The sequence below is a fragment of the Nocardioides sp. REDSEA-S30_B4 genome, from assembly GCF_001627265.1.
Classification (GTDB): domain Bacteria; phylum Actinomycetota; class Actinomycetes; order Propionibacteriales; family Nocardioidaceae; genus Nocardioides.
In genome coordinates this window covers 26,152-50,318 of sequence record NZ_LUPI01000025.1, presented here as the reverse complement: position 1 = coordinate 50,318, position 24,167 = coordinate 26,152, and the positions used below count along the sequence as shown (strand labels likewise).

Here is a 24,167-nt window from a genome sequence, read left to right as displayed (position 1 = left end):
TGTTCTCCCGTTCACAAACTCCTACAGTGATCGAGCCGTCGCGGTCGCGAGGGCCGCGCCGGACCCCCGGCCGACCCCCTCCTCCGACTCCCACCCGCGACGGCTGGGCTGGAGAGCGAGCAGTGACCGAACGGACCCCCACCGAGGCGGCACGGGACATCCCCGAGGCCACCGTCGCGCGGTTGCCCGTCTACCTGCGGGCCCTGACCTCGCTGGCCGAGTCCGGCACGCCCACCTGCTCCAGCGAGGAGCTCGCGAGCGCCGCCGGGGTCAACAGCGCCAAGCTGCGCAAGGACCTCTCCTACCTCGGCAGCTACGGCACCCGCGGGGTCGGCTACGACGTGGAGTACCTCCGCTACCAGATCGCCCGCGAGATCGGCGTCACCCACGACTGGCCCGTCGTCATCGTCGGCATCGGCAACCTCGGGCACGCTCTGGCCAACTTCTCCGGCTTCCGCAGCCGTGGCTTCCGGGTCGTCGCGCTGCTCGACGCCGACCCGGGTCGGCACAGCGAGCAGGTCGCCGGCATCGACGTGCGTCCCTTCCGCGACCTCGCCACGATCGTCGCCGAGCAGGGCGTCGCGATCGGCGTGATCTCGACCCCCGCGCACGCGGCCCAGGACGTCGCCGACGCCATGGTCGCGGCCGGCATCACCAGCATCCTCAACTTCGCGCCGCAGGTGCTCTCGGTCCCCGAGGGCGTCGACGTGCGCAAGGTCGACCTCTCCATCGAGCTGCAGATCCTCGCCTACCACCAGCAGCGCAAGGCGTCCGCTGTCGAGGGTGCCGTCCTGCACGCCCCCGGCGACGCGGGTGGGGCCGACGACCTCGACGGACGACTGGAGGCGCCGGCATGAGCGTGCTGATCGTGGGGGTCTCCCACAACTCCGCCCCCGTCTCCCTGCTGGAGCGGCTCGCCGCGCCCGGGGCGGACGCGGTGCACAAGCTGGTCAGCGACGCGGCCGGCTGCGCCCACGTCGCCGAGGCCACCGTCATCTCCACCTGCAACCGGCTGGAGATCTACGCCGACGTCGAGCGGTTCCACGGCTCGGTCGAGCAGCTCTCCACGCTCCTGGTCGAGCGTTCGGGGGTCTCCACCGAGGCGCTGCTCCCGCACCTCTACGTCCACTACGACGACGGTGCGGTCGCCCACCTCTTCCAGGTGGCCGCCGGGCTGGACTCGATGGCCGTCGGCGAGGGCCAGATCCTCGGGCAGACCCGCGAGGCGCTGCGCCTGGGCCAGGAGCTCGGCACCGTCGGGCCCGCGCTGAACGTGCTGTTCCAGCAGGCGCTGCGCGTCGGCAAGCGCTCGCGCGCCGAGACCGGCATCGACCGGGCGGCGCCCTCGCTGGTCACCGCCGCCCTCGACCGTGCCCGCCCGGCCCTCGGCGACGTCGCCGGTCGCTCCGTGGCCGTGCTCGGCGCCGGCGCGATGGCGGGGCTGGCCACCGCGACGGTCTCGCGCCTCGGGGCAGCCGACATCGTGGTGCTCAACCGCACGCCGGAGCGTGCCGAGCGCCTCGCTGCGGAGTACGCCGGTCGCCCGGCGCCCGTGGAGTCGCTGGCCTCCGAGCTGGCCGGTGTCGACCTCCTCATCACCTGCACCGGGGCCACCGGCGTCCAGGTCGACGCCGACCTGGTCCGCGCCGCCCGCCCCGACGGCCGCCCGCTGGCGATCATCGACCTCGCGCTCCCGCACGACGTCGACCCCGCGGCCGCCGAGGTCCCGGGGGTCACCCTGGTCAACCTCGCCGAGCTCGCCGCCGGGCTGCACGAGTCGGAGGCCGGGGTCGAGATCGCCGCCGTGCGCTCGATCGTCACCGAGGAGGTCTCGGCCTTCCTCACCGCCCGCCGCCAGGCCAGCGTCACCCCCACCGTGGTGGCCCTGCGCTCGATGGCCACCTCGGTGGTCGCCGCCGAGATGGCCCGACTCGACGGGCGCCTGCCCGACCTCGACCCGACGACGCGGGCCGAGGTCCTCCACGCCGTGCGCAGGGTGGCCGACAAGCTGCTGCACGAGCCGACCGTCCGGGTCCGTGAGCTCGCCAACGAGACCGGCGCGGTGTCCTACGCCGCCGCGCTGGCCGAGCTCTTCGCGCTCGACCCCGACGCCGTCACCGCGGTGACCAGCCCCGCCGTGCCCGAGGAGAAGACCCGATGAGCCCCTCGACCTCCCGCACCGTCCGGGTCGGCACCCGCCGCTCCCTGCTCGCCACGACCCAGTCCGGCCACGTCGCCGAGATGGTCGAGGGGCTGGGGATGGCCACCGAGCTGGTCGAGATCACCACCGATGGCGACCGCAGCCAGGCCGCCGGCACCCCGCTCGTGGGCAGTGCCTCGACCGGGGTGTTCGTCAACGCGCTGCGCGACGCCCTCGTCGGCGGCGAGGTCGACCTCGCGGTGCACTCCCTCAAGGACCTGCCGACCTACCCCTGCGAGGGCGTGACGCTGGTCGTCGTGCCGCCCCGCGAGGATCCCCGCGACGTGGTCGTCGCCCGCGACGACCTGACGCTGGGCGAGCTCCCGGTCGGCTCCCGCGTCGGCACGGGCTCCCCGCGCCGCGCCGCCCAGCTGCACGCGCTGGGCCTGGGGCTGGAGGTCGTGCCGATCCGCGGCAACGTCGACACCCGCATCCGCGCCGTGCGCGAGGGCACCGTCGACGCGGTGCTGCTCGCCCGCGCCGGCCTGGCCCGGATCGGTCGGGTCGAGGAGGCCACCGAGGTCCTCGACCCGCTGCAGGTCCTCCCCGCGCCGGGCCAGGGTGCGCTCGCGGTCGAGTGCCGCAGCGACGACACCGAGCTCCTCGAGGCGCTCGCGGCCCTCGACGACCCGCGTACCCGCGCGGCGGTCGAGGCCGAGCGGTCGGTGCTCGCGACCCTCGAGGGCGGCTGCTCGGCCCCCATCGGGGCGCTCGCGGAGATCGTCGAGGGGGAGGACGAGGAAGAGTTGTGGGTGCGCGCGATCGCGTTGTCACCCGATGGGGCGCTCTCGGTGCGGATGTCCGCGACCGGCTCGCCTGCCGACGCCCACGGCGTCGGTGCCCGTCTGGCAGCGGAGATGCTCGCCGACGGGGCAGGACAGCTGGGCCAGCCAGGTCCGGCCATCGAATCAGGACAGGTGCCACAAGCATGACCCGAGGCAAGACCACCGCACGAACCGAAACCCCCACCACGGCCCGCGTCGGCTGGGTGTCGTTCGTGGGCGCCGGCCCCGGCGACCCCGAGCTGCTGACCGTCCGCGCCGTCGAGCTGCTCAAGCAGGCCGAGGTCGTCGTGACCGAGTCACCCGAGCACGCCGAGCTCGTGCGCCGCGTGGTCGGGCTGGAGCCCACCGACGAGGCCGCCGGTCCCGAGATCGTGGACGGCGGCTTCGGAGAGGACGGGCAGCCGCTGACCCATGCCGCGCGCGCCAAGGTCGTGGTCAAGCACGCCAAGAAGGGCGGCCGCGTCGTCCGGCTGATGACCGGCGACCCGTTCACCTACGCCTCGGGCCCCGAGGAGGCGCAGGCCTGCGCCAAGGCGTGCATCGGCTTCGAGATCGTCCCCGGCATCTCCTCGGTCGCCGGCGTCCCGGCGTACGCCGGCATCCCGCTGACCAGCAAGGACCACCGCGAGGTCGCGGTCGTGACCTGCGACGGCACCGTCGACTGGAGCCGCTACGCCGACGATCGCACCCTGGTGCTGCTCTCCGGTGTCGGCCAGATCGGTGACATCGCCAAGCAGCTCGTCGCCGCCGGCCGCCCCGCGACCACGCCCGTGGCCGTCACCCGCGTCGGTACCACCACCGAGCAGTCCACGGTCACCTCGACACTGGCCGAGGTCGCCGCCGACGTCCGGGCCGCGCGCATCGCGCCGCCGGCCGTCATCGTGATCGGCAAGGTCGTTGACCTGCGCCAGACGCTGTCGTGGTTCGAGACCAAGCCGCTGTTCGGCTGGCGCGTGCTGGTGCCCCGCACCAAGGAGCAGGCCGGCTCGCTGTCGACCAACCTGCGCGGCTACGGCGCCATCCCCGAGGAGGTCCCCACGATCTCCGTCGAGCCGCCGCGCAACCCCCAGCAGATGGACAAGGCCGTCCGCGGCCTGGTGGAGGGCCGCTACGAGTGGATCGCCTTCACCTCGGTCAACGCCGTCAAGGCCGTGCGCGAGAAGTTCGAGGAGTACGGCCTCGACGCCCGCGCCTTCTCGGGCCTGAAGATCGCCGCGGTCGGTGACAAGACCGCCGCCGCGATCGCCGCCTGGGGCCTGCGCGCCGACCTGGTGCCCACCGAGGAGCAGTCCGCCGCCGGCCTGCTGGACGTGTGGCCGGAGTACGACGAGCAGCTCGACCCCATCAACCGGGTCTTCCTGCCGCGTGCCGACATCGCCACCGAGAACCTCGTCGCCGGTCTCATCGACCTCGGGTGGGAGTGCGACGACGTCACGGCCTACCGGACCGTGCGGGCCGCCCCGCCGCCGGCGCCGACCCGCGACGCGATCAAGACCGGCAAGTTCGACGCGGTGGTCTTCACCTCCTCCTCGACCGTGCGCAACCTGGTCGGCATCGCCGGCAAGCCGCACACCTCGACGGTGATCGCCGTGATCGGCCCCGCGACGGCCAAGACCGCCGAGGAGCACGGCCTGCGCGTCGACGTCATGGCGCCCAAGCCCGACGTCGAGGTGCTCGTCGACGCCCTGGCCGACTTCGGCGCCGCCCGCCGCGCCTCGCTGCTCGAGGCCGGCCAGCCGGTCACCAAGCCGTCGGACCGCAAGACCTCGGCCCGCCGCCGCAAGGCGGAGTGAGGTCCGGGCCCACCGGCCCACCCGCCACAGGCACCGACAGCGGCCGCCCCCCCCGCACCCGCGGGGTGGCGGCCGCTGTCGTGTCGGTGCTCGAGGGGACCTGACAGGATCGGTCCGTGACCGAGCACCCCGTCCCCGCCCCCGTCGTCCCCCCGCTGGTGCGGCCCCGCCGCCTGCGCACCACCCCCGCCCTGCGGCGCATGGTCGCCGAGCAGCAGGTGCAGGCGCGCCAGCTGGTCCTGCCCGTCTTCATCCGTGAGGGCCTCACCGAGCCCAAGCCGGTCTCCTCCATGCCCGGCGTCGTCCAGCACACCCGCGACTCGCTGCTGGCTGCGGTCTCCGAGGCCGCCGAGCTCGGTCTCGGCGGCGTCATGCTCTTCGGCGTCCCCGAGACCAAGGACGCCACCGGGTCCGGTGCCCTGGACCCCTCCGGCGTCCTCAACCTGGCGATCACCGACGTGGTCGCCGAGGTCGGCGACGCGCTGACCGTCATGAGCGACCTGTGCCTCGACGAGTTCACCGACCACGGGCATTGCGGCGTCCTGACCGCGGACGGCCGGGTGGACAACGATCAGACGCTGGCGGCGTACGCCGACATGGCCCGGGCCCAGGCGCACGCCGGTGTCGACATGGTCGGCCCGAGCGGCATGATGGACGGCCAGGTCCGCGTCATCCGCGACGCTCTTGATGCCTTCGAGCACACCGATGTCGGCATCCTGGCCTACTCCGCGAAGTACGCCTCGGCCTTCTTCGGGCCCTTCCGCGAGGCCGTCGACTCCTCGCTCGTCGGGGACCGCCGCACCTACCAGCAGGACCCCGCCAACGCCCGTGAGGGTGTGCGTGAGGCCCTGCTCGACGTCGCCGAGGGGGCCGACATGGTGATGGTGAAGCCGGCGCTGCCCTACCTCGACGTGGTGCGGCGCGTGCGCGAGGCCGTCGAGGTCCCGGTGGCGGCGTACAACGTCTCGGGGGAGTACGCCCAGCTCGAGGCGGCCGCCGAGCGCGGCTGGATCGACCGCGAGGCCGCCATCCTGGAGACCCTCACCTCCATCCACCGCGCCGGCGCCGACGTGATCCTCACCTACTGGGCCTCCGAGGCCGCCCGTCTCCTGGCCCTCTGACCGGCTGAGCCCGCCGAGCCGGCGTATCAATACGCCGGTTCGACCGTGCTGTTCCGCCGAGCCGGCGCATCCGTCCGCGACGACGGTGGGCCGGTGAGATGGGGCGCCGGGACCCTGCCGTCCCGCCGCCACCCCACGGCGGAGGGGAACCACCCCTTCCGCTCCTTCGTCGCTCCAGGGGGGCCAGGCCCATCCACCCTCCGCCGTGGGGCGGCGGCGTCCCGTCCGGGCCCCGTCGCCCTCCGCTGACACCGTGCGCCGAGCCGGCGCATCGCTACGCCGGTTCGACTCGCAGACGCACGAGGGGGCAGGACGTCGAGCGTCCTGCCCCCTCGGGCTGTCTGATGGGCGGTGGTCAGCCCTTCTTCTTGCCGTTCATGTAGTCCTCGACGCACTGGTCGAACGGGTCGTCGTTCTTGAGGATGTTGTCGATGTAGCCGTCGAGGGTGCACTGCAGCACGGCCTGGGCGTAGGAGAGGGTCTCGTCGACCACGGTGACGCCGGTGGTGGGCAGCGTGGGCAGGGTGACGGTGGGGGCGCCGGGGATGCCGAGGCCGCCCTTGGGCTTGTCGTCGTCCTTGGTGCCGCCGTCGCCGCCGGTGCCGGTGGTGGGCTGGGGCTGCGCGGGCTGCTGGCTGGGCTGCGGTGCGGGGGCCACGGTGTTGTCGCCGCCCTTGTCGGGCTTGGCGGTCTTGACCGGGGCGGGGGTGTACTTCGGGTCGGGGCTGATGGCGCCGGCCGCGGAGACGCTGGTGGGGATGGAGGTGTAGTCGCCGGAGGCGTAGGCGTCCATCACCTGCAGGACGAGGTCGACGTAGGACCAGGAGTGGTTGTAGCGGTAGACCGCCTTCTCCTGGCCGGTGGTGGTGGAGAGGTCGTCGTCGCCGGAGCAGAGATAGACCGCGGTGGCCAGGGCTGCGTCGTCGATGTCCTGGGGGTTGCGCTGGGCGTCGCCGTCGGCGTCGACGCCGACCACGGACCAGGTGGAGGGGATGAACTGCATGGGGCCGACCGCGCGGTCCCAGCGGGAGTCGTTGTCGAGCTGGCCGCCGTCGGTGTCGGAGATGGCGGCGGTGCCCTTGGTGCCGTTGAGGGGCAGGCCGTAGATGCCGGGGGTGGCGACGCCGTCGTCGTCGAGGACAGAGCCGCCGAAGCGGCCGTGGTTGGACTCCACGCGGCCGATGGCGGCGACGAGCTGCCAGGTGAGGTTGCAGGTCTCGTCGGCGGCGTTGATCACGGTCTCAGCACGCTGGTAGGCGGCGAGCGCGGCGGCGGGGATGCCGGAGGTGGAGGAGGTGGCGACGACCTGGGTGGGGTTCTTGTCACCGATGCCGGCGGCGAGTGCTCCGGTGGAGACCGAGGCGGGGGCGTCGATGGCCTGGGCGGGCACCGAGGTGCCGTCGGGCAGTGCCACCGCGGGGGCCTCGTCGGTGCCGGCTGCGACGGTGCTCACGGCAGGGGCAGAGACCACGCTCGCCGTCCATGCCGCCGACACGAGCGCGAGGGGCACCAGGGTCACGCCCCGCTGCCAGCGTCCGGATCGGTGTCCTGCCATGATGAATCTCCCAGTTGTCTTCGTGCGTGTGTCGCGCTCCCTCAAGCACGTGTGACTGACCTAACGAATGGTGTCACGGTTGGGTTACGCGTGTCCTGCATGTCTGCTACCCGGACGACGAGCCTCCCCCCGGGTCATGACGCTGAAACAGCAGGCGTTCCACTGTCGCACGCCGTGGTCTGGACCACGTCACCCGCGCAGGCGCCCGCCCCCGCGGGGAGCGGTTGGCCGTCTCGGGGACAATGACGAGGTGAGCACCACGCCGGAGACCGACGAGCGGCTCGACGCCGGACCCCACTCGCGCGCACTCATGCAGCGCGCCCACGCCGTGACCCCGGGGGGCGTGAACTCCCCGGTGCGGGCGTTCAACGCCGTCGGCGGCACGCCGCGGTTCATCCGGTCCGCGCAGGGACCGTGGCTGACCGACGTCGACGGGAAGCGGTACGTCGACCTCATCTGCTCCTGGGGTCCGATGCTGCTCGGGCACGCGCACCCCGAGGTGCAGGCCGCCGTCCAGGCCGCGGTCGCGCGCGGCACGTCGTACGGCACGCCCACCGAGCCCGAGGTCGAGCTGGCCGAGGAGATCGTCGACCGGACGCCGGTCGACCGCGTCCGCTTCGTCTCCTCCGGCACCGAGGCGACCATGTCGGCGATCCGGCTGGCCCGCGGCTTCACCGGTCGCGACGTCGTGGTGAAGTTCGCCGGCTGCTACCACGGGCACGTCGACTCCCTGCTGGCCTCGGCCGGCTCCGGGCTGGTCACCTTCGCGCTGCCCGGGACCCCCGGCGTCCCCACGTCCTCGACCGAGCTGACGCTGGTGCTGCCCTACAACGACCGTGCCGCGGTCGAGGCCGCCTTCGCCGAGCACGGCGACCGGATCGCCTGCCTGATCACCGAGGCCGCCCCCGGCAATATGGGCGTCGTCCCGCCGGAGCCGGGCTTCAACGCCTTCCTGGCCGAGACCTGCGCGAAGCACGGTGCGCTGTTCGTCTCCGACGAGGTGATGACCGGCTTCCGCGTCACTCGCGAGGGCCAGTGGGGCCTGGACGGCAGGGCCGAGGGCTGGCGCCCCGACCTGGTCACCTTCGGCAAGGTGATGGGCGGCGGCTTCCCCGCCGCGGCCTTCGGCGGCCGTGCCGACGTGATGGGCCACCTGGCGCCGGAGGGGCCGGTCTACCAGGCCGGCACGCTGTCGGGAAACCCGATCGCCACCACCGCGGGGCTCACCACGCTGCGGCTGGCGACCCAGGAGGTCTACGACCACATCGGCGCCGCCGCGGACACGCTCAAGCAGGCGGCCTCCGAGGCACTGACGGCCGCGGGTGTGGCCCACACCGTGCAGTCGACCGGCACGATGTTCTCGGTCTTCCTGGCCGAGGGGCCGGTGCGTGACTTCACCGACGCCTCGCGCACCGACGCCGCGGCGTACGCCGCCTTCTTCCACGCGATGCTCGACGCCGGGGTCTACCTCCCGCCGTCGGCGTACGAGGCGTGGTTCCTGTCCTCCGCGCACGACGACGAGGCCGTGCAGACCGTGCTCGACGCGCTGCCCGCCGCCGCCCGTGCGGCCGCCGCTGCGGGGGGTGCCGCATGAGCGAGCAGACGATCGTCCACCTGCTGCGCCACGGCGAGGTCCACAACCCCGACGGCGTGCTCTACGGCCGTCGCGACGGGTTCCACCTCTCCGAGCTGGGCCGGACCATGGCCCAGCGGGTCGCCGACACCATCAGCGACCGCGACATCGTCCACCTCGTCGCCTCCCCGCTCGACCGCACCCGCGAGACCATCGCGCCGCTCGCCGCGGCCCGCGAGCTCGAGGTGCACCCCGATCAGCGGGTCATCGAGTCGACCAACGTCTTCGAGGGCGAGACCTTCGGCGGCAAGCGCAACGTGCTCACCCGACCCTCGTCGTGGCGTCACCTGTGGAACCCGTTCAAGCCCTCGTGGGGCGAGCCGTACAAGCAGGTCGTCGCCCGGATGACCGAGGCCATCCACGACGCGCGCGAGGCCGCCGCCGGCCACGAGGCCGTGATCGTGTCCCACCAGCTGCCGATCTGGATCACCCGGCTCAGCCTCGAGGGGCGCTCGTTCCTCCACGACCCGCGCAAGCGCCAGTGCACGCTGTGCTCGCTGACCTCGATCCACTTCAGCGGCGACCGGGTCACCGCCATCGCCTACTCCGAGCCCGCCGGCGACCTGATCCCCGCCGGTGACAAGGCGGCCCCGTTCTCGGCCGGTGGCGCTCCCGAGGAGCGCCGTCCCTGACATGTCCCGCTCCTCCCGGGCGACCCGTCTCCTGCGACGGCCCGCCTCCCTGCTCCCCGCGGTGCTGCTGCCGGTGCTGCTCGCCGGCTGCTCGAACCTGACCGGCACCGGCGACCTCGACTACGTCCCCGGCAACGGCGGCGTCGTGGAGTTCGCGTTCGGTGACCAGCAGCCGCCGGTGGAGCTCTCGGGGAAGACGACGACGGGGGAGGACTACACCTTCACCCCGGGCACGGTCACGGTCGTCAACGTGTGGTGGAGCGGCTGCGGGCCCTGCATCAAGGAGATGCCGATGCTGACCGAGCTCTATGCGGCGTACGACGGCGACGTGGACTTCCTCGGCATCAACATCCGCGACACCAGCGCCGCCAACGCCCGCTCCTTCGAGCTCGACCGCGGCGTGGACTACCCCTCGATCTACGCCCCCGACGGCGACGCGCTCCTGGCCTTCACCGGCCGCACCTCGCCGCGCTCGACGCCGACCACGCTCGTGCTCGACGAGTCCGGTGTCGTGGTCTCCCTGATCAACGGCGAGATCCCGTCGCGCACGACGCTGACGAACCTGGTCGAGGACGCCGGCGGTCCTCCCGCCCCCGCGCCCCCCGAGCCCACCGAGGGCGAGCCCGCCGATGGGTGACTGGCTCGAGGCGACCACCCTGTCCGGGTCGCTGGTGCTGGCCGTGCCCGTCGCCGTGCTCGCGGGCCTGGTCTCCTTCTTCTCCCCGTGCGTGCTGCCGCTGCTGCCGGGATACCTCTCCTACGCCACCGGGCTGTCGGGCGCCGACATCGCCACCGGTGACGTGCGCCGCGGGCGCATGGTCGCCGGCTCGGTGCTCTTCGTGCTCGGCTTCACGGTCGTCTTCGTCATCCTCGGCGCCGCGGTGGGCGGCATGCGCACGTGGCTCCTGGTCAACAAGCAGGCCCTCGACATCGGGCTGGGCATCTTCTCGATCGTCCTCGGCCTGGCGTTCATGGGCCTCTTCGCCCGCGCCGTCCCGTGGCTCCAGCGCGACCTGCGCGTGCACAAGGTGCCCGCCGTCGGACTGGCCGCCGCCCCCGTCCTCGGCTTCCTGTTCGGCCTGGGCTGGACCCCCTGCATCGGCCCGACGCTCGGAGTGATCCTCGGGCTCGGGTACGACGAGGGCACCGCCGGTCGCGCCGCCCTGCTGCTCGGCTTCTACTCCCTCGGCCTCGGGGTGCCGTTCGTGCTGGCCGGGCTGGCCTGGCGCCGGGCGCTCACCGCACTGGCCTGGGTGCGGCGCCACCAGCAGTGGGTCACCCGCGCCGGCGGCGGCATGCTCGTGCTGGTCGGCGTCCTGCTGGTCACCGGGCTGTGGGACCAGGCCGTCACGTGGATCCAGATCCAGCTGGTCAGCGACTTCGAGGTGGCGGTGTGAGCGAGCAGTCCGGCCAGCAGCAGCCCACCCGGCAGCCCACCCGGCAGCCCACCCGGCGTCCGGGCGAGCTCACCGCCCGGGAGCTGGGCCGCTTCGTCTGGCGCCAGCTGACCTCGATGCGCACCGCCCTGGTGCTGCTGCTCCTGCTCGCGCTCGCCGCCGTCCCGGGCTCGGTCATCCCCCAGGAGAGCGTCGACTCCTTCGGGGCCCGGCAGTGGAAGGACCAGCACGAGTCCCTGACCCCGGTCTACGAGGCGCTCGGCCTCTTCGACGTCTACGGGTCGGTGTGGTTCGCCGCGGTCTACGTGCTGCTCATGGTCAGCCTCGTCGGCTGCATCCTGCCCCGCACCAAGCACTACTGGACCGCCGCCCGCGCCGTCCCGCCCGCGGCCCCCCGCCACCTGACCCGGCTGCCCGACCATGCGGCGTACGACGTCGGCGCGAGCCCCGAGCAGGTGCTCGAGGTCGCCCGTGCCGAGCTGCGCCGCCGGCGCTACCGGCTGCGTCCCGCCCCCACCGAGGGCGCCGCCGCGGAGCGCGAGGCAGGCACGGTCGCCGCCGAGCGCGGCTACCTCCGCGAGGCCGGCAACCTGCTCTTCCACCTCTCGGTCATCGTGGTGCTGGTCGGCTTCGCGATGGGCGGGCTGCTCGGCTACAAGGGCGGCGTCATCGTCGTGCAGGGCGCCGGCTTCGCCAACAACCTCACGCAGTACGACGACTTCGTGCCGGGCTCGTTCTTCTCCGCCGACGAGCTCGAGCCCTTCTCCTTCGACGTCGACTCCTTCGAGGTGGAGTGGCTCGAGGAGGGTCCGGGCCAGGGGATGGCGCGCGCCTTCGAGGCCCGGCTGACCTACCGCACCGCGCCCGGCGAGCCCGACCAGACCTACGACCTGCGGGTCAACCACCCGCTGCGCATCGGCGACAGCGAGGTCTTCCTGGTCGGGCACGGCTACGCGCCGATCGTCACCGTGCGCGGCGGCGACGGCGAGATCGCCTACTCGGGGCCGACGGTGTTCCTGCCGCAGGACGCCTCGTTCTTCTCCTTCGGGGTGGTGAAGGCGCTGGCCGCCGAGCCGCAGGCGATCGGCCTGGAGGGCTTCTTCTACCCCTTCTTCGCCAGCATCGACGGCGACCCGTTCAACGTGATGGGCCGCGACGGCAACCCGGTGCTCTCGACCAACGTCTACGTCGGCGACCTCGGCCTCGAGGACGGCGAGTCCCAGTCGGTCTACATCCTCGACAAGGAGGACGCGACCCAGCTGGAGAACGACGAGGGCCGCCCGCTGCGGCTCGACCTGGCCGTCGGTGACACCGCACGGCTGCCCGACGGGCTCGGCTCGGTGACCTTCGAGGGCGTCGAGCCGTGGGTGCGCGTCCAGGTCAGCCAGACCCCGGGCAAGCGGATCGCGCTGGGCGGCGTCGTGCTGGCGCTGATCGGGCTGTGCGGGTCGCTGTTCATCCGGCCGCGGCGCGTGTGGCTGCGCGTCGTGCCCGCCGAAGACGGGGAGGGGTCGCGCGTGGAGCTCGCGGCCCTGGACCGCTCCGGCGGCGGAGACACCGCCGCCGTCGTCGACGACCTGCGCCTGGCTATCGTGGAGGCGCTCGACCATCCTCAGGAGGACACCCCGTGAGCCAGACCGCCTGGGAGGCGCTCTCGAACCAGGCCGTCGCCGCGGCCGGCGTCGTCTACTTCCTCGCCCTGCTCTCGCACCTGGCCGAGTGGGCGCTGCTGCGCTCGGTCCCGGTGGCCGGCCAGCGCGGCCAGGCGACCGCCCGCGAGGCGATCACGGTCGGTGCCGGTGCGCCGCCGGCGCCCGAGCCGGAGGTCGACGATCGCACCAGCGAGCGCGTGGAGATGGCCGGTCGACTGGGCTTCCTGCTCACCTGCCTGGCCGCCGTGGTGCACCTGGTGGCGCTGGTCGCGCGCGGCATGGCCGCCGAGCCGCACCGCGTGCCCTGGGGCAACATGTACGAGTTCACGCTGTCCGGCACCTTCGTGGTCGCCGCGCTCTACCTCCTGCTGCGCCGCCGTTTCGGGTTGGCGTGGATGGCGCCGATCGTCGTCGCGGTGGTGCTCAGCCTGCTGATGGTGGCCGTCATCTGGCTCTACCAGCCCGTCGGCCCGCTGCGTGAGGCGCTCAACTCCTACTGGCTCGTCATCCACGTGGTGTCGGCGATCATCGCGACGGGTGCCTTCACCCTCGGCGGCATCGCCTCGGCGCTGTTCCTGCTCAAGGAGCGCGCCGAGCGCAAGGGGCGCACCGGCGGCTACCTCGGCCGGGTCCCCAGCCCCGCGGCACTGGACCGGGTGTCCTACCGGATGCATGCCTTCGGCTTCCCGGTGTGGACCTTCGCGGTGCTCATCACCGGGCCGATCTGGGCGCACGAGGCGTGGGCGTCGTACTGGTCCTGGGACCCCAAGGAGGTCTGGGCCTTCATCACCTGGGTCGTCTACGCCGCCTACCTCCACGCCCGCGCCACGGCCGGCTGGAAGGGCCGCAACGCCGCGCTGCTCGCGCTGCTGGGCATGGCGACGCTGTGGTTCAACTTCATCGGGATCAACTACTTCTCGACCTCCTCGATGCACTCCTACGCCGACGCGCCCGCCGTCTCCCCGCTCCACCCCGGCTCCTAGTCGTCCGTCGTGCCGACCCGGCGTATCAAGACGCCGGTTCGACCCGTCCGTCCTGCCGACCCGGCGTATCAACACGCCGGTTCGACCAGACCAGCGCGCGGATCCCGGCAGCGCGAGGTCGGGTCAGCGGGTCGGGGTGTCCGGGTCGTCGTCCTCGCCGTGCGGCTTGCGCCGGTCGAGGTCGCGCAGGAAGTCCTCGTCGTCGTCGGGCGCGATCTGTCGCGGACGGGGCGTGGGCGCCGGACGGGACGGTCGGAGGGTGCCGCGCTGGGCGGCACGGACGACGAGGTAGACCGCGACCGCGACCAGCGCCACCACCAGCAGGAACTTCAGCACACCTCCACTCTAGGTCGGCGGTGGTGACCGCCTACCCTGAACGACGTGAAGGAGTTCCTCGTCTACACCGGTCTGCGCATCCTGCTCTTCCTCGCCTCCCTCGGCGTCGTGCTCGGGCTGTGGGTGCTCATCGCCGGTGAGGCCAACCTGCTGGCGGGCTTCGTCATCGCCCTGCTGATCAGCGGCATCGGCTCCTACGTGCTGCTCAACGGCCCCCGCGAGGCGCTGGCCCGCAAGGTCGACGAGCGGGCCCGGGCAGCCACGAGCCGCTTCGAGGAGATGAAGTCCAAGGAGGACGCGGACTGAGGTCGGGGCCGCTGCTCAGACCCAGAACAGCGGTACGCCGCTGAGCACCGCCCACACCAGCTGCGCGAACCCGGTCGACTGGAGCACCGGCACCAGCGCCGGTCCGGTCGCGCCACCGAGGACGGTCCGCAGCCCGGCCACCGAGGGCAGCAGGAAACCCAGCCCCAGCAGCGCCCACCACGTGGTCGTCGCGGCCAGGGCCACGACGGCGAGCGCGGCCGCGGCCACCAGGCCGGCGTACAGCGTGCGGGTGCCGCGGTCGCCGAGCTTGACCGCGAGCGTGCGCTTGCCGGCGAGGGTGTCGGTGGGGATGTCGCGCAGGTTGTTGACGACGAGGATCGCGCAGGCCAGCGCCCCGACGCCGACCGCGGCCCAGAGCGCAGCGGGCTCCCAGGTGCGGGTCTGGACGTAGGTCGTGCCCACGACGGCGACCAGGCCGAAGAAGACGAAGACCATCACCTCGCCGAGCCCGAGGTAGCCGTAGGGCCTGGACCCGCCGGTGTAGAACCAGGCGGCCAGCACGCAGACCGCACCGACGGCCAGCAGCCACCACGCGGTCGCGGCGGCGAGCACCAGGCCGGCCACGCCGGCCACGCCGAAGGCCAGGAACGCGGCACGCTTCACGGCCCCCGCGGCCGCGGCACCGGATCCGACCAGCCGCATCGGGCCGACGCGGTCCTCGTCGGTGCCGCGGATGCCGTCGGAGTAGTCGTTGGCGTAGTTGACGCCGACCTGCAGCGCCAGGCTGACCACGAGGGCCAGGGCCGCCTTCCACCACACCGGCTCGTCGACGTACGCCGCCACGGCCGTGCCCGCGAGCACCGGTGAGACCGCGGCCGGGAGGGTGCGGGGCCGAGAGCCGGCGAGCCACTGTCCTGGGGTTGCCACGAGCAGCCATTCAACACGGTGGACCGGGGGCGTCCCGGCACGGGCCGACCCGGGCGTCGCGGCTAGCCTCGTCGCCATGGACCTCGAGGGCAGCGCCGCCGACGCCGTGCGCGCCCTCACCGGGTGGCTGGAGCGCGACGACGACGAGCGGCTGGTCGTGACGACCTCCGGCTCGACAGGCCGACCCAAGCGCGTCGTCCTGAGCCGCGGGGCGGTGCTCGCGTCGGCGCGGGCGACCCGCGCGCGCCTCGGCGCGGAGGGGGCGTGGCTGCTGACCCTGCCGCCGACCTACGTCGCCGGTGCCCAGGTCGTGTGCCGGTCCTGGCTCGCCGGGCACCGACCGGTCCTCGCCGAGGACCACGCGGGCTTCGCGGAGGCGACCGCGGCGCTGCTGCGCGAGCACCCGACGGTGCCGCGCCTCACCTCGCTCGTCCCCACGCAGCTGCACCGGATGCTGTCGGCGGGGGACGGCCGGGGAGGCACCTCTGACGACACCTGGGCGCTGCGGACCTTCCACACCGTGCTGCTCGGCGGGGGGCCGGTAGATCCCGCGCTGCGTGCCCGCGCCGAGGCGGCCGGGGTGCGCGTAGTCGCGACGTACGGCGCTGCCGAGACCGCGGGCGGCTGCGTCTACGACGGCGTCCCGCTCGACGGTGTGGCGGTCGCGCTGGGACCCTCGGGTCGCATCCGGCTGGCCGGGCCCACGATCTTCGACGGCTACGACGGCGACCCCGAGCTGACCGCCGAGGTGCTGGTCGACGGCTGGTTCCACACCGCCGACGCCGGCCGCCTCGACGAGGACGGTCGTCTGCAGGTGCTCGGTCGGGTCGACGACGTGGTCGTCACCGGCGGGGTCAACGTCCCGGGCCCGGCGGTGGCCGCGCGACTGCGGGAGCACCCGGACCTCGCCGCCGCGGAGGTGCTCGGGGTCCCCGACGAGGAGTGGGGGCGCCGGTTGGTGGCGTTCGTGGTGCCGCGCGACGGTGCCGCCCCCTCCACGCAGGAACTGCGCGACTGGGTGGCCGCCGAGCGCCCGCGCTCGTGGGCCCCGCGCCAGGTGGTGGAGGTGCGAGACATCCCGCTGCTGGCCAACGGCAAGCCGGACCGCCTGGCCCTCGGGCGACTGGTCGGGGAGCCGGCGTGAGCCCCCACGTGTGGTCGGTGCCGATGACGACCCGCTTCCGCGGCATCACCGTCCGCGAGGGCGTGCTGCTCGAGGGACCGGGCGGCTGGGGCGAGTGGAGCCCGTTCCTGGAGTACGCCCCGGCCGTCGCCGAGCCGTGGTTGCGCTGCGCCGAGGAGGCCGCGGCGGGGGACTGGCCGGCGCCGCTGCGCGACCGCGTGCCGGTCAACGTCACCGTCCCCGCGGTCGGCCCCGAGCGGGCGCACGACATCGTGGCGCGCTCCGGCTGCCGCACCGCCAAGGTCAAGGTCGCCGAGCCCGGACAGGACGAGACCGAGGACGAGGCCCGCCTCGAGGCGGTGCGCGACGCGCTGGGCCCCGACGGGCTGGTGCGCATCGACGTCAACGGGCTCTGGGACGTCGACACCGCGCTGCGTCGGCTGCCGGTGCTGGACCGCGCCGCCGGGGGCCTGGAGTACGTCGAGCAGCCGGTCGCGCAGGTCGAGGACCTCGCCGTCGTACGCCGCCGGCAGCACGTGCCCGTGGCCGCCGACGAGTCCATCCGCCGGGCGGCCGACCCCTACCGCGTCCGCGACCTGGAGGCCGCCGACGTGGCGGTGCTGAAGGTGCAGCCGCTCGGCGGGGTCCGGGCCTGCCTGCGGATCGCGGAGGACATCGGCCTGCCCGTGGTGGTCTCGTCGGCGTTGGAGACCTCGGTGGGCATCGCGGCGGGCGTCGCGCTGGCCGCCTCGCTGCCCGAGCTGCCGCACGCCTGCGGCCTGGCAACCGTGGCGCTGCTGACCGACGACCCCGCGGTCGAGCCGCTGCTGCCCGTCGACGGTGCGCTGCCGGTGACGCGACCCACCGTCGATCGGGCGGCCCTCGACCGACTGGCGGCCGCCCCGGACCGGGTGGCGCACTGGGAGGCACGGCTGGCCGAGGTGCGGGCCCTGCGGCAGGATCGCCGCTCGTGACCCCCTCGACCGCCACCGCCCGCGCCGTCGTCACCGCGCTGCTTGAGGCCGGCGTCCGTGAGGTCGTGGTCGCCCCCGGCTCGCGCAACGCCCCGCTCTCCTTCGCGTTGTTCGACGCCGCCCGCGCCGGGCTGCTGCGGCTGCACACCCGCATCGACGAGCGATCCGCCGCGTTCCTCGCGCTGGGTCTGACCAAGGTCGGTGCCCGCGCGGCCGTGGTCTGCACGTCGGGCACCGCCGTCGCCAACCTGCACCCCACGCTGCTCGAGGCCGCCCACGCCGGCGTCGAGGTCGTCGCGGTGACCGCCGACCGGCCCGCCCGGCTGCGCGGCACCGGCGCCAACCAGACGACCGACCAGGTCGGGGTGTTCGGACCGCTGGTGCCGACCCTCGACCTCGGGCCCGACGACCCGGTGCCCCCGCTCGCCGAGGGCGGGCCCACCCACCTCAACGTCCGGTTCGACGACCCGCTGGTGCCCGAGGCGGCCTGGACCGACCTGCCCGAGGTCGCCGAGCCGCCGCGCGTGCAGCACCCGTGGCGCGGTCGGCACCTCGAGCCGATCGACCCCGCGAAGCGGACGGTCGTCGTGGCCGGTGACGACGCCGGGCCCCCGGCCCGGGTGCTGGCCGAGCGCGTCGGCTGGCCGCTGCTGGCCGAGCCCAGCGCCGGCTGCCGCACCGGATGCACGCCGTTGCGGACCTACCGCCTGCTGCTGGGCTCGTCGCTCGCCGAGCGGGTCGAGCGGGTCGTCGTCATGGGGCACCCCACACTGTCCCGGCCGGTGCAGGCGCTGCTCGCCCGGCCCGACGTCGAGGTGCTGTCGGCGCCGACGCCCGGGGTGTGGAGCGAGCGCCCCTTCGTCGTCGACCACGAGATCGGCTGGGGCGAGCCGCACCCCGACCAGGCCGCGTGCGACCCCGGCTGGCTCGAGGAGTGGCAGGCCGCCGACCGCTCGGTCGCAGCCCAGCTCGACCGGCTGCTCGCGGCCGAGCCGGACCTGACGCCCCACGAGGTCGCGGGGGCGGTCGCTGCCGCCGTACCTCCTGGTGGGCTGCTGCTCGTCGGCGCCTCCAACCCGGTCCGTGACCTGGACCTGATGATCCGCGGCTGGGCCGTGGGCGACCGGCGCAAGGTGCTGGCCAACCGCGGGCTGGCCGGCATCGACGGGGTGGTGTCCACTGCGGTGGGTGCGGCACTGGGTCGTCCGCACTCCTCCCGCGCGATCGCGCTGCTCGGCGACGTCACCTTCCTGCACGACGCCAACGGCCTCGTGCTCGGGCCCGACGAGCCCGAGCCGGACCTCACGATCGTCGTGGTCAACGACGACGGCGGCTCGATCTTCGCGACCCTCGAGCAGGGCGACCCGGTGCACGCGGACCGCTTCGACCGGGTCTTCGGCACGCCCCACCACGTCGACCTGGCGTCGCTCTGCGCCGCCACCCGCACCCCGCACTGGCGCGTCGAGTCGCTGCCCGAGCTCGAGCAGGCGCTCGCCTCGCCGAACGGGGGCATCGAGGTGGTCGAGGTGCGGGTGCGCCGCGACAACCGGCGCGACCTCGACGCCCGGATCCGCGCGCTGCGTCCCTGATCCCCCGGGTGCCGCGCTCAGCCGTCCAGCGTCTGGTCCAGCGTCTGCTCGAGCGTCCGCGCGGGGCGCCCGGTGACCCGCTCGACCGCGTCGGTGACCTGGGCACACGAGCCGTCCGCGATCGCGGTGTAGGTGCTGACCCAGGCCTCGAGCTGCCAGTCGGGGGCGTCGGGGTACGCCGCCCGCCGCGACGCCCAGGCCTCCTCGACGGTCTCGTCGACGAACCGCAGGTCGCGCCCGAGCACCCGCCCGGCCCGCTCGGCGACCTCGGTCATGGTGAGGGCCTCCGGTCCGCTGAGCTCGTAGGCGGCGCCCGCGTGCGGAGCCGGGTCGCGCAGGACGGCGGCGGCCACCGCCGCCACGTCCGCACGCGCGACCGCGGCCACCCGCCCGTCCCCGGCGGGCCCGCGGATCACGCCCTCGTGGTCGGCGAAGAGCGGCAGCACGTCGAGGTAGAAGTTGTCCCGCAGGACGGTGTGCTCCATCCCGCTCGCGTGGATCGCGGCCTCGGTGTCGTGGTGGTCGCGGCCGAGCGTGAAGGTCGCGTCCGCCGCGGCGCCCACGAACGAGGTGTAGACGACCCGGGGCACCCCGGCCTCCGCCGCTGCCTCGACGAAGGTGCGGTGCTGGACCCGGCGGTCGGCGGCTTCGGACGCCGAGACCATGAGCAGGGTGTCCACGCCACGCAGGGCCTCCACGCCCGAGGCGTGGTCGGCGTAGTCGCAGCGTCGTACGTCGGTGTCGACGTCAGGTGCCCGGGACGGGTCGCGGGCCAGCAGACGCAGGTCGAGGCGGAGGTCGGCACCGGCCAGCAGCCGGACCACCTCCCCGCCGATGGCCCCGGTGACGCCGGTGATCGCGACGGTGCGCTGGTGCTCCATGGCCCCAGTCTGCGACGCCCCTGGTGAGGCTCAGGACGTGACGGCTCAGCCCAGGATCGTCCGGACCGCCAGGCCCGCGACGACCGTGGCGGAGACCAGGCCGGTGACCAGCCGGCCCCGCCGTCCCGTGACGCTCCGCCCCAGGCCGGCGCCCGCGAGGGCCAGTCCGAGCTGCCACAGCGCCGAGGCCGCGAAGGCCGCCGTCACGAAGACCAGCCCCTGCGCCGGCCCGTCCACCAGGTCGCGGTTCCCGAGCACGACGGCCCCGAAGTAGACCACCGTCGTCGGGTTGACCGCGGTGATCCCCACGAACAGCAGGTACGCCGCTCGCGGCCCGACCACCCGCCCCGACCGCTCCGGGGCGGCCCGCCGCGACCAGGCATGCAGCGCGGTGAGCGCGGCGATGCCGAGCAGCACCAGGCCGGACACCACGCGCAGCGGGTCGGCGACCGGCCCGACCAGACCGGCCAGGGCCGCTCCGCCGAGGACCGCGACGGCGGCGTACACCCCGTCGACCGTGGCGACCCCCAGCGCCGCCGCGGAGCCGACCCGCCAGGACGTGCGGGCGGTGAGGATGACCAGGAACGCGCCGACCGCACCGATCGGCACCGCGATGGCCAGACCGGTCACGAGACCGGAGACGACCACCTCGAGCACCCACGCATCCTGGCCGACCCGGCAGGGCGCGGCCAGCGGATTACGGTGGGTGCATGCGCCTGACGAAGTTCGGCCACTCCTGCGTCCGCATCGAGCACGAGGGCACCACGGTGGTCCTCGACCCGGGTGCCTTCACCGAGCCCGAGGCGGTCGACGGCGCCGACCTGGTGCTGGTGACGCACCTGCACCCCGACCACTGGACGCCCGACCGGCTGCGCCGGGCCGACGCCCCGGTGCGCACGATCGCCCAGGTGGCCGACGCGGTCGCCGAGCAGGCGCCGGACCTGCTCGAGCGGGTCACCGTGGTGGCGCCCGGGGAGCGGTTCGCCGCGGGAGCGATCGACGTCGAGGTCGTCAACGACAAGCACGCCGTCATCCACCCCGACTACCCGCGCCCCGACAACTCCGGCTTCCTGCTCGACCTCGGTGGCACCTCGGTCTTCCACCCCGGCGACAGCCTCGACGGCCCGGGCCGCCCGGTGGACCTGCTGCTGGCGCCCGTGTCCGCGCCGTGGATGAAGATCAGCGAGGCGATCGACTTCGCCCTGGCCGTCGGCGCGCCGCGCAACCTCGCCATCCACGACAAGGTCTACTCCGACCTCGCGCTCGGCATGGCCGACACCCACCTCTCGACCTTCCTCACCCCGCGCGAGCAGGACTACCTCCGCCTCCCCGACGGCGCCGACCTCCCCTGACCCTCACCCGCCGAGAGGTCGCACATGCACGGCCGAGAGGTCGCTGGCGCACGGCCGAGAGGTCGCTGGCGCACGGCCGAGAGGTCGCTGGCGCACGGCCGCGCGTGCGCGAGTGACGCCTCGAGCGTGCGTGAGTGACGGCTCGGCGGCCCGGGTCAGCCGCCCAGCGCGTCGCGGACCGGCACGAACTTCGCCTGCGCCTCCGCCAGCTCCGCCTCGGGGTCGGAGTCGGCGACGATGCCGCAGCCGGCGAAGAGCCGCACGGTGTCGCCGGAGACCGACGCGGAGCGCAGCGCGATGCCCCACTCGCCGTCACCGCTGGCGTCCATCCAGCCGACGGGCCCGGCGTAGCGGCCCCGGTCCATCTGCTCGATCTCGGCGATCAGGGCCACGGCCGCGGTCGTCGGGGTGCCGCCCACGGCGGCCGAGGGGTGCAGCGCGGCGGCGAGCTCCAGCGACGTGCGGGCGTCCCGGGCGACGCCGGCGACGTCGGTGGCCAGGTGCATCACGTTGGGCAGGTGCAGCACGAACGGAGCCTCGGGGACGTTCATCGACGAGCAGTGCGGGTCGAGCGCGTCGGCGACCGACCGGACGGCGTACTCGTGCTCCTCGAGGTCCTTGGAGGACCGCGCCAGCGCCGCCGCCAGGGCGAGGTCGCGCTCGTCGTCGCCGGTGCGGCGGATGGTGCCGGCGAGCACGCGCGAGGTGACCAGGCCGCGCTCGCGGCGCACCAGCATCTCCGGGGTCGCGCCGACCATCCCGTCGACGTGGAACGTCCAGCACATCGGGTACGCCGCCGACAGCTGTCGCAGGGGCCACCGGACGTCGACGTCACCGTCGGCGCGCGCCACCAGGTCTCGCGCCAGCACGACCTTCTCGAGGTCGCCGCGCTCGATCCGGGAGACGGCGTCGGCGACCGCCGACATCCAGGCCTCGCCGTCGAGGGCACCGTCGGTGAACGCGATCCCCTCGGGGGCGCGCGGCGCCTCGGCGGCGACCAGCGCGTGGTCGAGGTGCTCCAGGCCGCGACCGACGGTCGTGAGCCAGGCGCGCTCACCGCGCCGGCCGACCACGACCGAGGGCACGACCAGGACGGACTCGCCGGGGGAGTCGGCGAAGGCGAAGGTGCCGAAGCAGACCAGGCCGGTCCCCGGCTCGGTCACCTCGTCGCGCACCACCGCGCGGGAGGTCAGCTCGCTCCACCAGGCGGCGGCGTCGTCGAAGCGGGCGGCCCCGGCGGTGCGCAGCTCGGCGGCGCGTCCCCAGCCGACCAGGCCCTCGTCGCGGCGCACCCAGCTGACCGGGTCGTCGGTGGGCAGCAGCGCGAGGAGGTCCTCGACCCGAGCCGGGTCGATCTCGACCGTGCGGGCCACCAGGGCGGGGGCGGGAGTGCCCAGCTCACCCGGACTGCTGCTCGTCACGCCGTCGAGACTACTCACCGCCGTCCGCTTCCCGGACATCGCGTGGCGGGGATCACCGCGACGGCGACGTGTGCCGGTGCGGGCGGGACGGGTCGAGCGAGAGCGGGCCAGGGGCCACCGCCTAGTCTTCGCCCGTGGCCCGTGCAGACCTGGACAAGCAGCCGACCGACGTCCGTCGGATGTTCGACGCGGTGGCCAAGCGCTACGACGTCACCAACGACGTGCTCTCGCTGGGCCAGGACCGACGCTGGCGCACCCACGTCGTCGACGCCGTCGCGCCGGTGGCGGGGGAGCGCATCCTCGACCTGGCCGCCGGCACCGGCACCTCGAGCGTCCCCTTCCACGACAAGGGCGCGACGGTCGTCCCGTGCGACTTCTCCCTGGGCATGCTCCAGGTGGGCAAGCAGGCCCGCCCGCACCTGCCCTTCACCGCCGGCGACGGCACCCGGCTGCCGTTCGCGGACGCCACCTTCGACGCGGTCACGATCTCCTTCGGGCTGCGCAACATCGTCGACCCGGTCGCCGGCCTGCGCGAGATGCGCCGGGTGACCAAGCCGGGCGGCCGCCTCGTGGTCTGCGAGTTCAGCCACCCCACCTGGGCGCCGTTCCGCACCGTCTACGTCGAGTACCTCATGAAGGCGCTGCCCCCGGTCGCGCGCGCGGTCTCCAGCAGCCCGGACGCCTACGTCTACCTCGCGGAGTCGATCCGCGCCTGGCCCGACCAGGCCGGCCTGGCGACTCTGCTCCAGGAGGCCGGCTGGTCCGGCGTCGAGTGGCGCAACCTCTCCGGCGGCATCGTCGCCCTCCACCGCGGCCACGCCTGAGCCCGGCTGCGAGGCTCGGCCCGGCAGCCGCCTCGTGCGTCCCAGCGCGCTCCACGGACCGCGCTGGCCCACACGAGCCGGAGCAACCGCGCCCCCAAGCACCCTGAATTAAGCAACGGCTGAGTGTCTTAAATGCCCAGGTCAGGGCCGGTGCGGCCCGGTCGCGGGGTCGGTCCGGACCGGAGCGACCCCCCGGCTGTACCGACCTCGCGAGCAGTGGCAAGATGTGGGCTGCGCCACCTAGTGATTCGGTTCACAAGGTCACGAGACGCGGCCCGCGCCACGTCCTCGGACCGGCCTGGACGCGCATCCGACCACGGGGCGCCGGAGAGGAGAGTCGGCTCAGATGGAGCTCTACACACCGGTCCTGTTCCTCGCGGCCCTGGCCGCGGGTTTCGCGATCTTCTCGGTGGCGGTGAGCACCCTCACCGGCCCGGGCCGCTACAACCGCGCCAAGGTCGACTCCTACGAGTGCGGCATCGAGCCCACTCCGCAGCCGGTCGGTGGCGGCCGGTTCCCCGTGAAGTACTACACCGTCGCGATGACCTTCATCGTCTTCGACGTCGAGATCATGTTCCTCGTCCCGTGGGCCGTGCACTTCGACGCCCTGGGCGGCTTCGGGCTCGTCGCCGTCGTCCTCTTCCTGGTCAACCTGACCGTCGCCTACGCCTACGAGTGGCGTCGCGGCGGCCTCGACTGGGACTGACCGGAGCAGAAGGAGA

Annotated in this window: 24 protein-coding genes; 18 read left to right on the top strand and 6 right to left on the bottom strand. The window is 73.9% G+C overall.

What is annotated here, in order from left to right:
* Positions 1-122: 122 nt before the first annotated feature.
* The 5 genes from A6R01_RS06730 to hemB all read left to right on the top strand — a co-directional run bounded on the left by A6R01_RS06730 (position 123) and on the right by hemB (position 5,899).
* Entirely contained in the window at positions 123-857 is a 735-nt protein-coding gene (locus tag A6R01_RS06730) for a redox-sensing transcriptional repressor Rex (protein ID WP_292604701.1), read from the top strand.
* Complete coding sequence (locus A6R01_RS06725) at positions 854-2,161, top strand: glutamyl-tRNA reductase (RefSeq protein WP_292604700.1); 1,308 nt, start codon at positions 854-856, stop codon at positions 2,159-2,161. Before A6R01_RS06730 ends, A6R01_RS06725 begins: the two co-directional genes overlap by 4 nt.
* Positions 2,158-3,132, top strand: coding sequence for a hydroxymethylbilane synthase (gene hemC / locus A6R01_RS06720; protein WP_292604699.1), 975 nt, complete (start codon positions 2,158-2,160; stop codon positions 3,130-3,132). The genes A6R01_RS06725 and hemC overlap by 4 nt, the downstream gene beginning before the upstream one ends.
* Positions 3,129-4,778: a uroporphyrinogen-III synthase gene (locus tag A6R01_RS06715; protein ID WP_292604698.1), complete on the top strand. Its 1,650-nt coding sequence runs from the start codon at positions 3,129-3,131 to the stop codon at positions 4,776-4,778. The genes hemC and A6R01_RS06715 overlap by 4 nt, the downstream gene beginning before the upstream one ends.
* Positions 4,779-4,894: 116 nt before the next feature.
* Positions 4,895-5,899 (top strand): porphobilinogen synthase, encoded by a 1,005-nt coding sequence (hemB, locus tag A6R01_RS06710; RefSeq protein ID WP_292604697.1) that lies wholly within the window; start codon positions 4,895-4,897, stop codon positions 5,897-5,899.
* 355 nt (positions 5,900-6,254) lie between these two features.
* On the opposite strand, the gene A6R01_RS06705 is transcribed toward hemB, so the two are convergent.
* Positions 6,255-7,352 carry a lytic murein transglycosylase gene (locus A6R01_RS06705; RefSeq protein WP_292604696.1) on the bottom strand — a complete coding sequence of 366 codons (1,098 nt, stop codon included), beginning with the start codon at positions 7,350-7,352 and terminating at the stop codon, positions 6,255-6,257.
* A 352-nt stretch (positions 7,353-7,704) separates the two neighbouring features.
* Here A6R01_RS06705 and hemL point away from each other — a divergent pair, with 352 nt between their 5' ends.
* From hemL to ccsB, 6 genes are read left to right on the top strand one after another with little or no spacing between them, the layout of a single operon-like run.
* Positions 7,705-9,048, top strand: a complete 1,344-nt coding sequence (gene hemL / locus A6R01_RS06700) for a glutamate-1-semialdehyde 2,1-aminomutase (RefSeq protein WP_292604695.1) — start codon at positions 7,705-7,707, stop codon at positions 9,046-9,048.
* A complete protein-coding gene (locus A6R01_RS06695; protein WP_292604694.1) occupies positions 9,045-9,719 on the top strand; it encodes a histidine phosphatase family protein in 675 nt (224 codons plus the stop codon). Before hemL ends, A6R01_RS06695 begins: the two co-directional genes overlap by 4 nt.
* Position 9,720: 1 nt before the next feature.
* On the top strand, positions 9,721-10,356 hold the full coding sequence (locus tag A6R01_RS06690; protein ID WP_292604693.1) for a TlpA disulfide reductase family protein: 636 nt from the start codon (positions 9,721-9,723) through the stop codon (positions 10,354-10,356).
* Positions 10,349-11,116 carry a cytochrome c biogenesis protein CcdA gene (locus A6R01_RS06685; protein ID WP_292604692.1) on the top strand — a complete coding sequence of 256 codons (768 nt, stop codon included), beginning with the start codon at positions 10,349-10,351 and terminating at the stop codon, positions 11,114-11,116. Before A6R01_RS06690 ends, A6R01_RS06685 begins: the two co-directional genes overlap by 8 nt.
* Positions 11,113-12,747 (top strand): cytochrome c biogenesis protein ResB, encoded by a 1,635-nt coding sequence (locus A6R01_RS06680; protein WP_292604691.1) that lies wholly within the window; start codon positions 11,113-11,115, stop codon positions 12,745-12,747. The genes A6R01_RS06685 and A6R01_RS06680 overlap by 4 nt, the downstream gene beginning before the upstream one ends.
* Entirely contained in the window at positions 12,744-13,751 is a 1,008-nt protein-coding gene (gene ccsB / locus A6R01_RS06675) for a c-type cytochrome biogenesis protein CcsB (RefSeq protein ID WP_292604690.1), read from the top strand. The genes A6R01_RS06680 and ccsB overlap by 4 nt, the downstream gene beginning before the upstream one ends.
* A 123-nt stretch (positions 13,752-13,874) precedes the next feature.
* Here the strand turns inward: ccsB and A6R01_RS06670 are convergent, their stop codons facing one another.
* Complete coding sequence (locus A6R01_RS06670) at positions 13,875-14,087, bottom strand: hypothetical protein (protein ID WP_292604689.1); 213 nt, start codon at positions 14,085-14,087, stop codon at positions 13,875-13,877.
* A gap of 45 nt (positions 14,088-14,132) precedes the next feature.
* Between A6R01_RS06670 and A6R01_RS06665 the strand changes: the two genes are divergently transcribed.
* The gene (locus A6R01_RS06665; RefSeq protein ID WP_292604688.1) at positions 14,133-14,393 is read left to right on the top strand and encodes a DUF4229 domain-containing protein; all 261 of its coding nucleotides are present in this window, start codon (positions 14,133-14,135) and stop codon (positions 14,391-14,393) included.
* A 15-nt stretch (positions 14,394-14,408) separates the two neighbouring features.
* On the opposite strand, the gene A6R01_RS06660 is transcribed toward A6R01_RS06665, so the two are convergent.
* Entirely contained in the window at positions 14,409-15,281 is an 873-nt protein-coding gene (locus tag A6R01_RS06660; RefSeq protein WP_292604687.1) for a 1,4-dihydroxy-2-naphthoate polyprenyltransferase, read from the bottom strand.
* Positions 15,282-15,357: 76 nt separating this feature from the next.
* Here A6R01_RS06660 and A6R01_RS06655 point away from each other — a divergent pair, with 76 nt between their 5' ends.
* The 3 genes from A6R01_RS06655 to menD are packed head-to-tail and all read left to right on the top strand — an operon-like array spanning position 15,358 to position 18,967.
* On the top strand, positions 15,358-16,425 hold the full coding sequence (locus tag A6R01_RS06655) for an AMP-binding protein (protein WP_292604686.1): 1,068 nt from the start codon (positions 15,358-15,360) through the stop codon (positions 16,423-16,425).
* Positions 16,422-17,378: an o-succinylbenzoate synthase gene (locus tag A6R01_RS06650; protein ID WP_292604685.1), complete on the top strand. Its 957-nt coding sequence runs from the start codon at positions 16,422-16,424 to the stop codon at positions 17,376-17,378. The genes A6R01_RS06655 and A6R01_RS06650 overlap by 4 nt, the downstream gene beginning before the upstream one ends.
* On the top strand, positions 17,375-18,967 hold the full coding sequence (gene menD, locus A6R01_RS06645; protein WP_292604684.1) for a 2-succinyl-5-enolpyruvyl-6-hydroxy-3-cyclohexene-1-carboxylic-acid synthase: 1,593 nt from the start codon (positions 17,375-17,377) through the stop codon (positions 18,965-18,967). The genes A6R01_RS06650 and menD overlap by 4 nt, the downstream gene beginning before the upstream one ends.
* 17 nt (positions 18,968-18,984) lie before the next feature.
* Here menD and A6R01_RS06640 read toward each other — a convergent pair whose 3' ends face one another.
* Together A6R01_RS06640 and A6R01_RS06635 are read right to left on the bottom strand one after the other, a co-directional pair.
* Positions 18,985-19,848, bottom strand: coding sequence for an NAD(P)H-binding protein (locus tag A6R01_RS06640; RefSeq protein ID WP_292604683.1), 864 nt, complete (start codon positions 19,846-19,848; stop codon positions 18,985-18,987).
* Positions 19,849-19,893: 45 nt separating this feature from the next.
* Entirely contained in the window at positions 19,894-20,505 is a 612-nt protein-coding gene (locus A6R01_RS06635) for a LysE family transporter (RefSeq protein WP_292604682.1), read from the bottom strand.
* Between the two features lie 53 nt (positions 20,506-20,558).
* Between A6R01_RS06635 and A6R01_RS06630 the strand changes: the two genes are divergently transcribed.
* On the top strand, positions 20,559-21,200 hold the full coding sequence (locus tag A6R01_RS06630; protein WP_292604681.1) for an MBL fold metallo-hydrolase: 642 nt from the start codon (positions 20,559-20,561) through the stop codon (positions 21,198-21,200).
* Positions 21,201-21,355: 155 nt separating this feature from the next.
* Here A6R01_RS06630 and A6R01_RS06625 read toward each other — a convergent pair whose 3' ends face one another.
* Positions 21,356-22,621, bottom strand: a complete 1,266-nt coding sequence (locus tag A6R01_RS06625) for an isochorismate synthase MenF (protein WP_292604680.1) — start codon at positions 22,619-22,621, stop codon at positions 21,356-21,358.
* A gap of 134 nt (positions 22,622-22,755) precedes the next feature.
* Between A6R01_RS06625 and A6R01_RS06620 the strand changes: the two genes are divergently transcribed.
* Entirely contained in the window at positions 22,756-23,445 is a 690-nt protein-coding gene (locus tag A6R01_RS06620; protein WP_292604679.1) for a demethylmenaquinone methyltransferase, read from the top strand.
* Between the two features lie 346 nt (positions 23,446-23,791).
* Positions 23,792-24,151, top strand: coding sequence for an NADH-quinone oxidoreductase subunit A (locus A6R01_RS06615; RefSeq protein ID WP_292604678.1), 360 nt, complete (start codon positions 23,792-23,794; stop codon positions 24,149-24,151).
* Positions 24,152-24,167: the final 16 nt, after the last annotated feature.

What these genes read in the sequence shown, in the direction of transcription:
- hemC (WP_292604699.1), top strand. Translation starts at nt 2,158, where the DNA reads ATGAGCCCCTCGACCTCCCGCACCGTCCGGGTCGGCACCCGCCGCTCC.
- A6R01_RS06615 (WP_292604678.1), top strand. Translation starts at nt 23,792, where the DNA reads ATGGAGCTCTACACACCGGTCCTGTTCCTCGCGGCCCTGGCCGCGGGT.
- A6R01_RS06715 (WP_292604698.1), top strand. Translation starts at nt 3,129, where the DNA reads ATGACCCGAGGCAAGACCACCGCACGAACCGAAACCCCCACCACGGCC.
- A6R01_RS06655 (WP_292604686.1), top strand. Translation starts at nt 15,358, where the DNA reads ATGGACCTCGAGGGCAGCGCCGCCGACGCCGTGCGCGCCCTCACCGGG.
- A6R01_RS06690 (WP_292604693.1), top strand. Translation starts at nt 9,721, where the DNA reads ATGTCCCGCTCCTCCCGGGCGACCCGTCTCCTGCGACGGCCCGCCTCC.
- A6R01_RS06725 (WP_292604700.1), top strand. Translation starts at nt 854, where the DNA reads ATGAGCGTGCTGATCGTGGGGGTCTCCCACAACTCCGCCCCCGTCTCC.
- A6R01_RS06695 (WP_292604694.1), top strand. Translation starts at nt 9,045, where the DNA reads ATGAGCGAGCAGACGATCGTCCACCTGCTGCGCCACGGCGAGGTCCAC.
- A6R01_RS06685 (WP_292604692.1), top strand. Translation starts at nt 10,349, where the DNA reads ATGGGTGACTGGCTCGAGGCGACCACCCTGTCCGGGTCGCTGGTGCTG.
- A6R01_RS06630 (WP_292604681.1), top strand. Translation starts at nt 20,559, where the DNA reads ATGCGCCTGACGAAGTTCGGCCACTCCTGCGTCCGCATCGAGCACGAG.
- A6R01_RS06640 (WP_292604683.1), bottom strand. Translation starts at nt 19,848, where the DNA reads ATGGAGCACCAGCGCACCGTCGCGATCACCGGCGTCACCGGGGCCATC.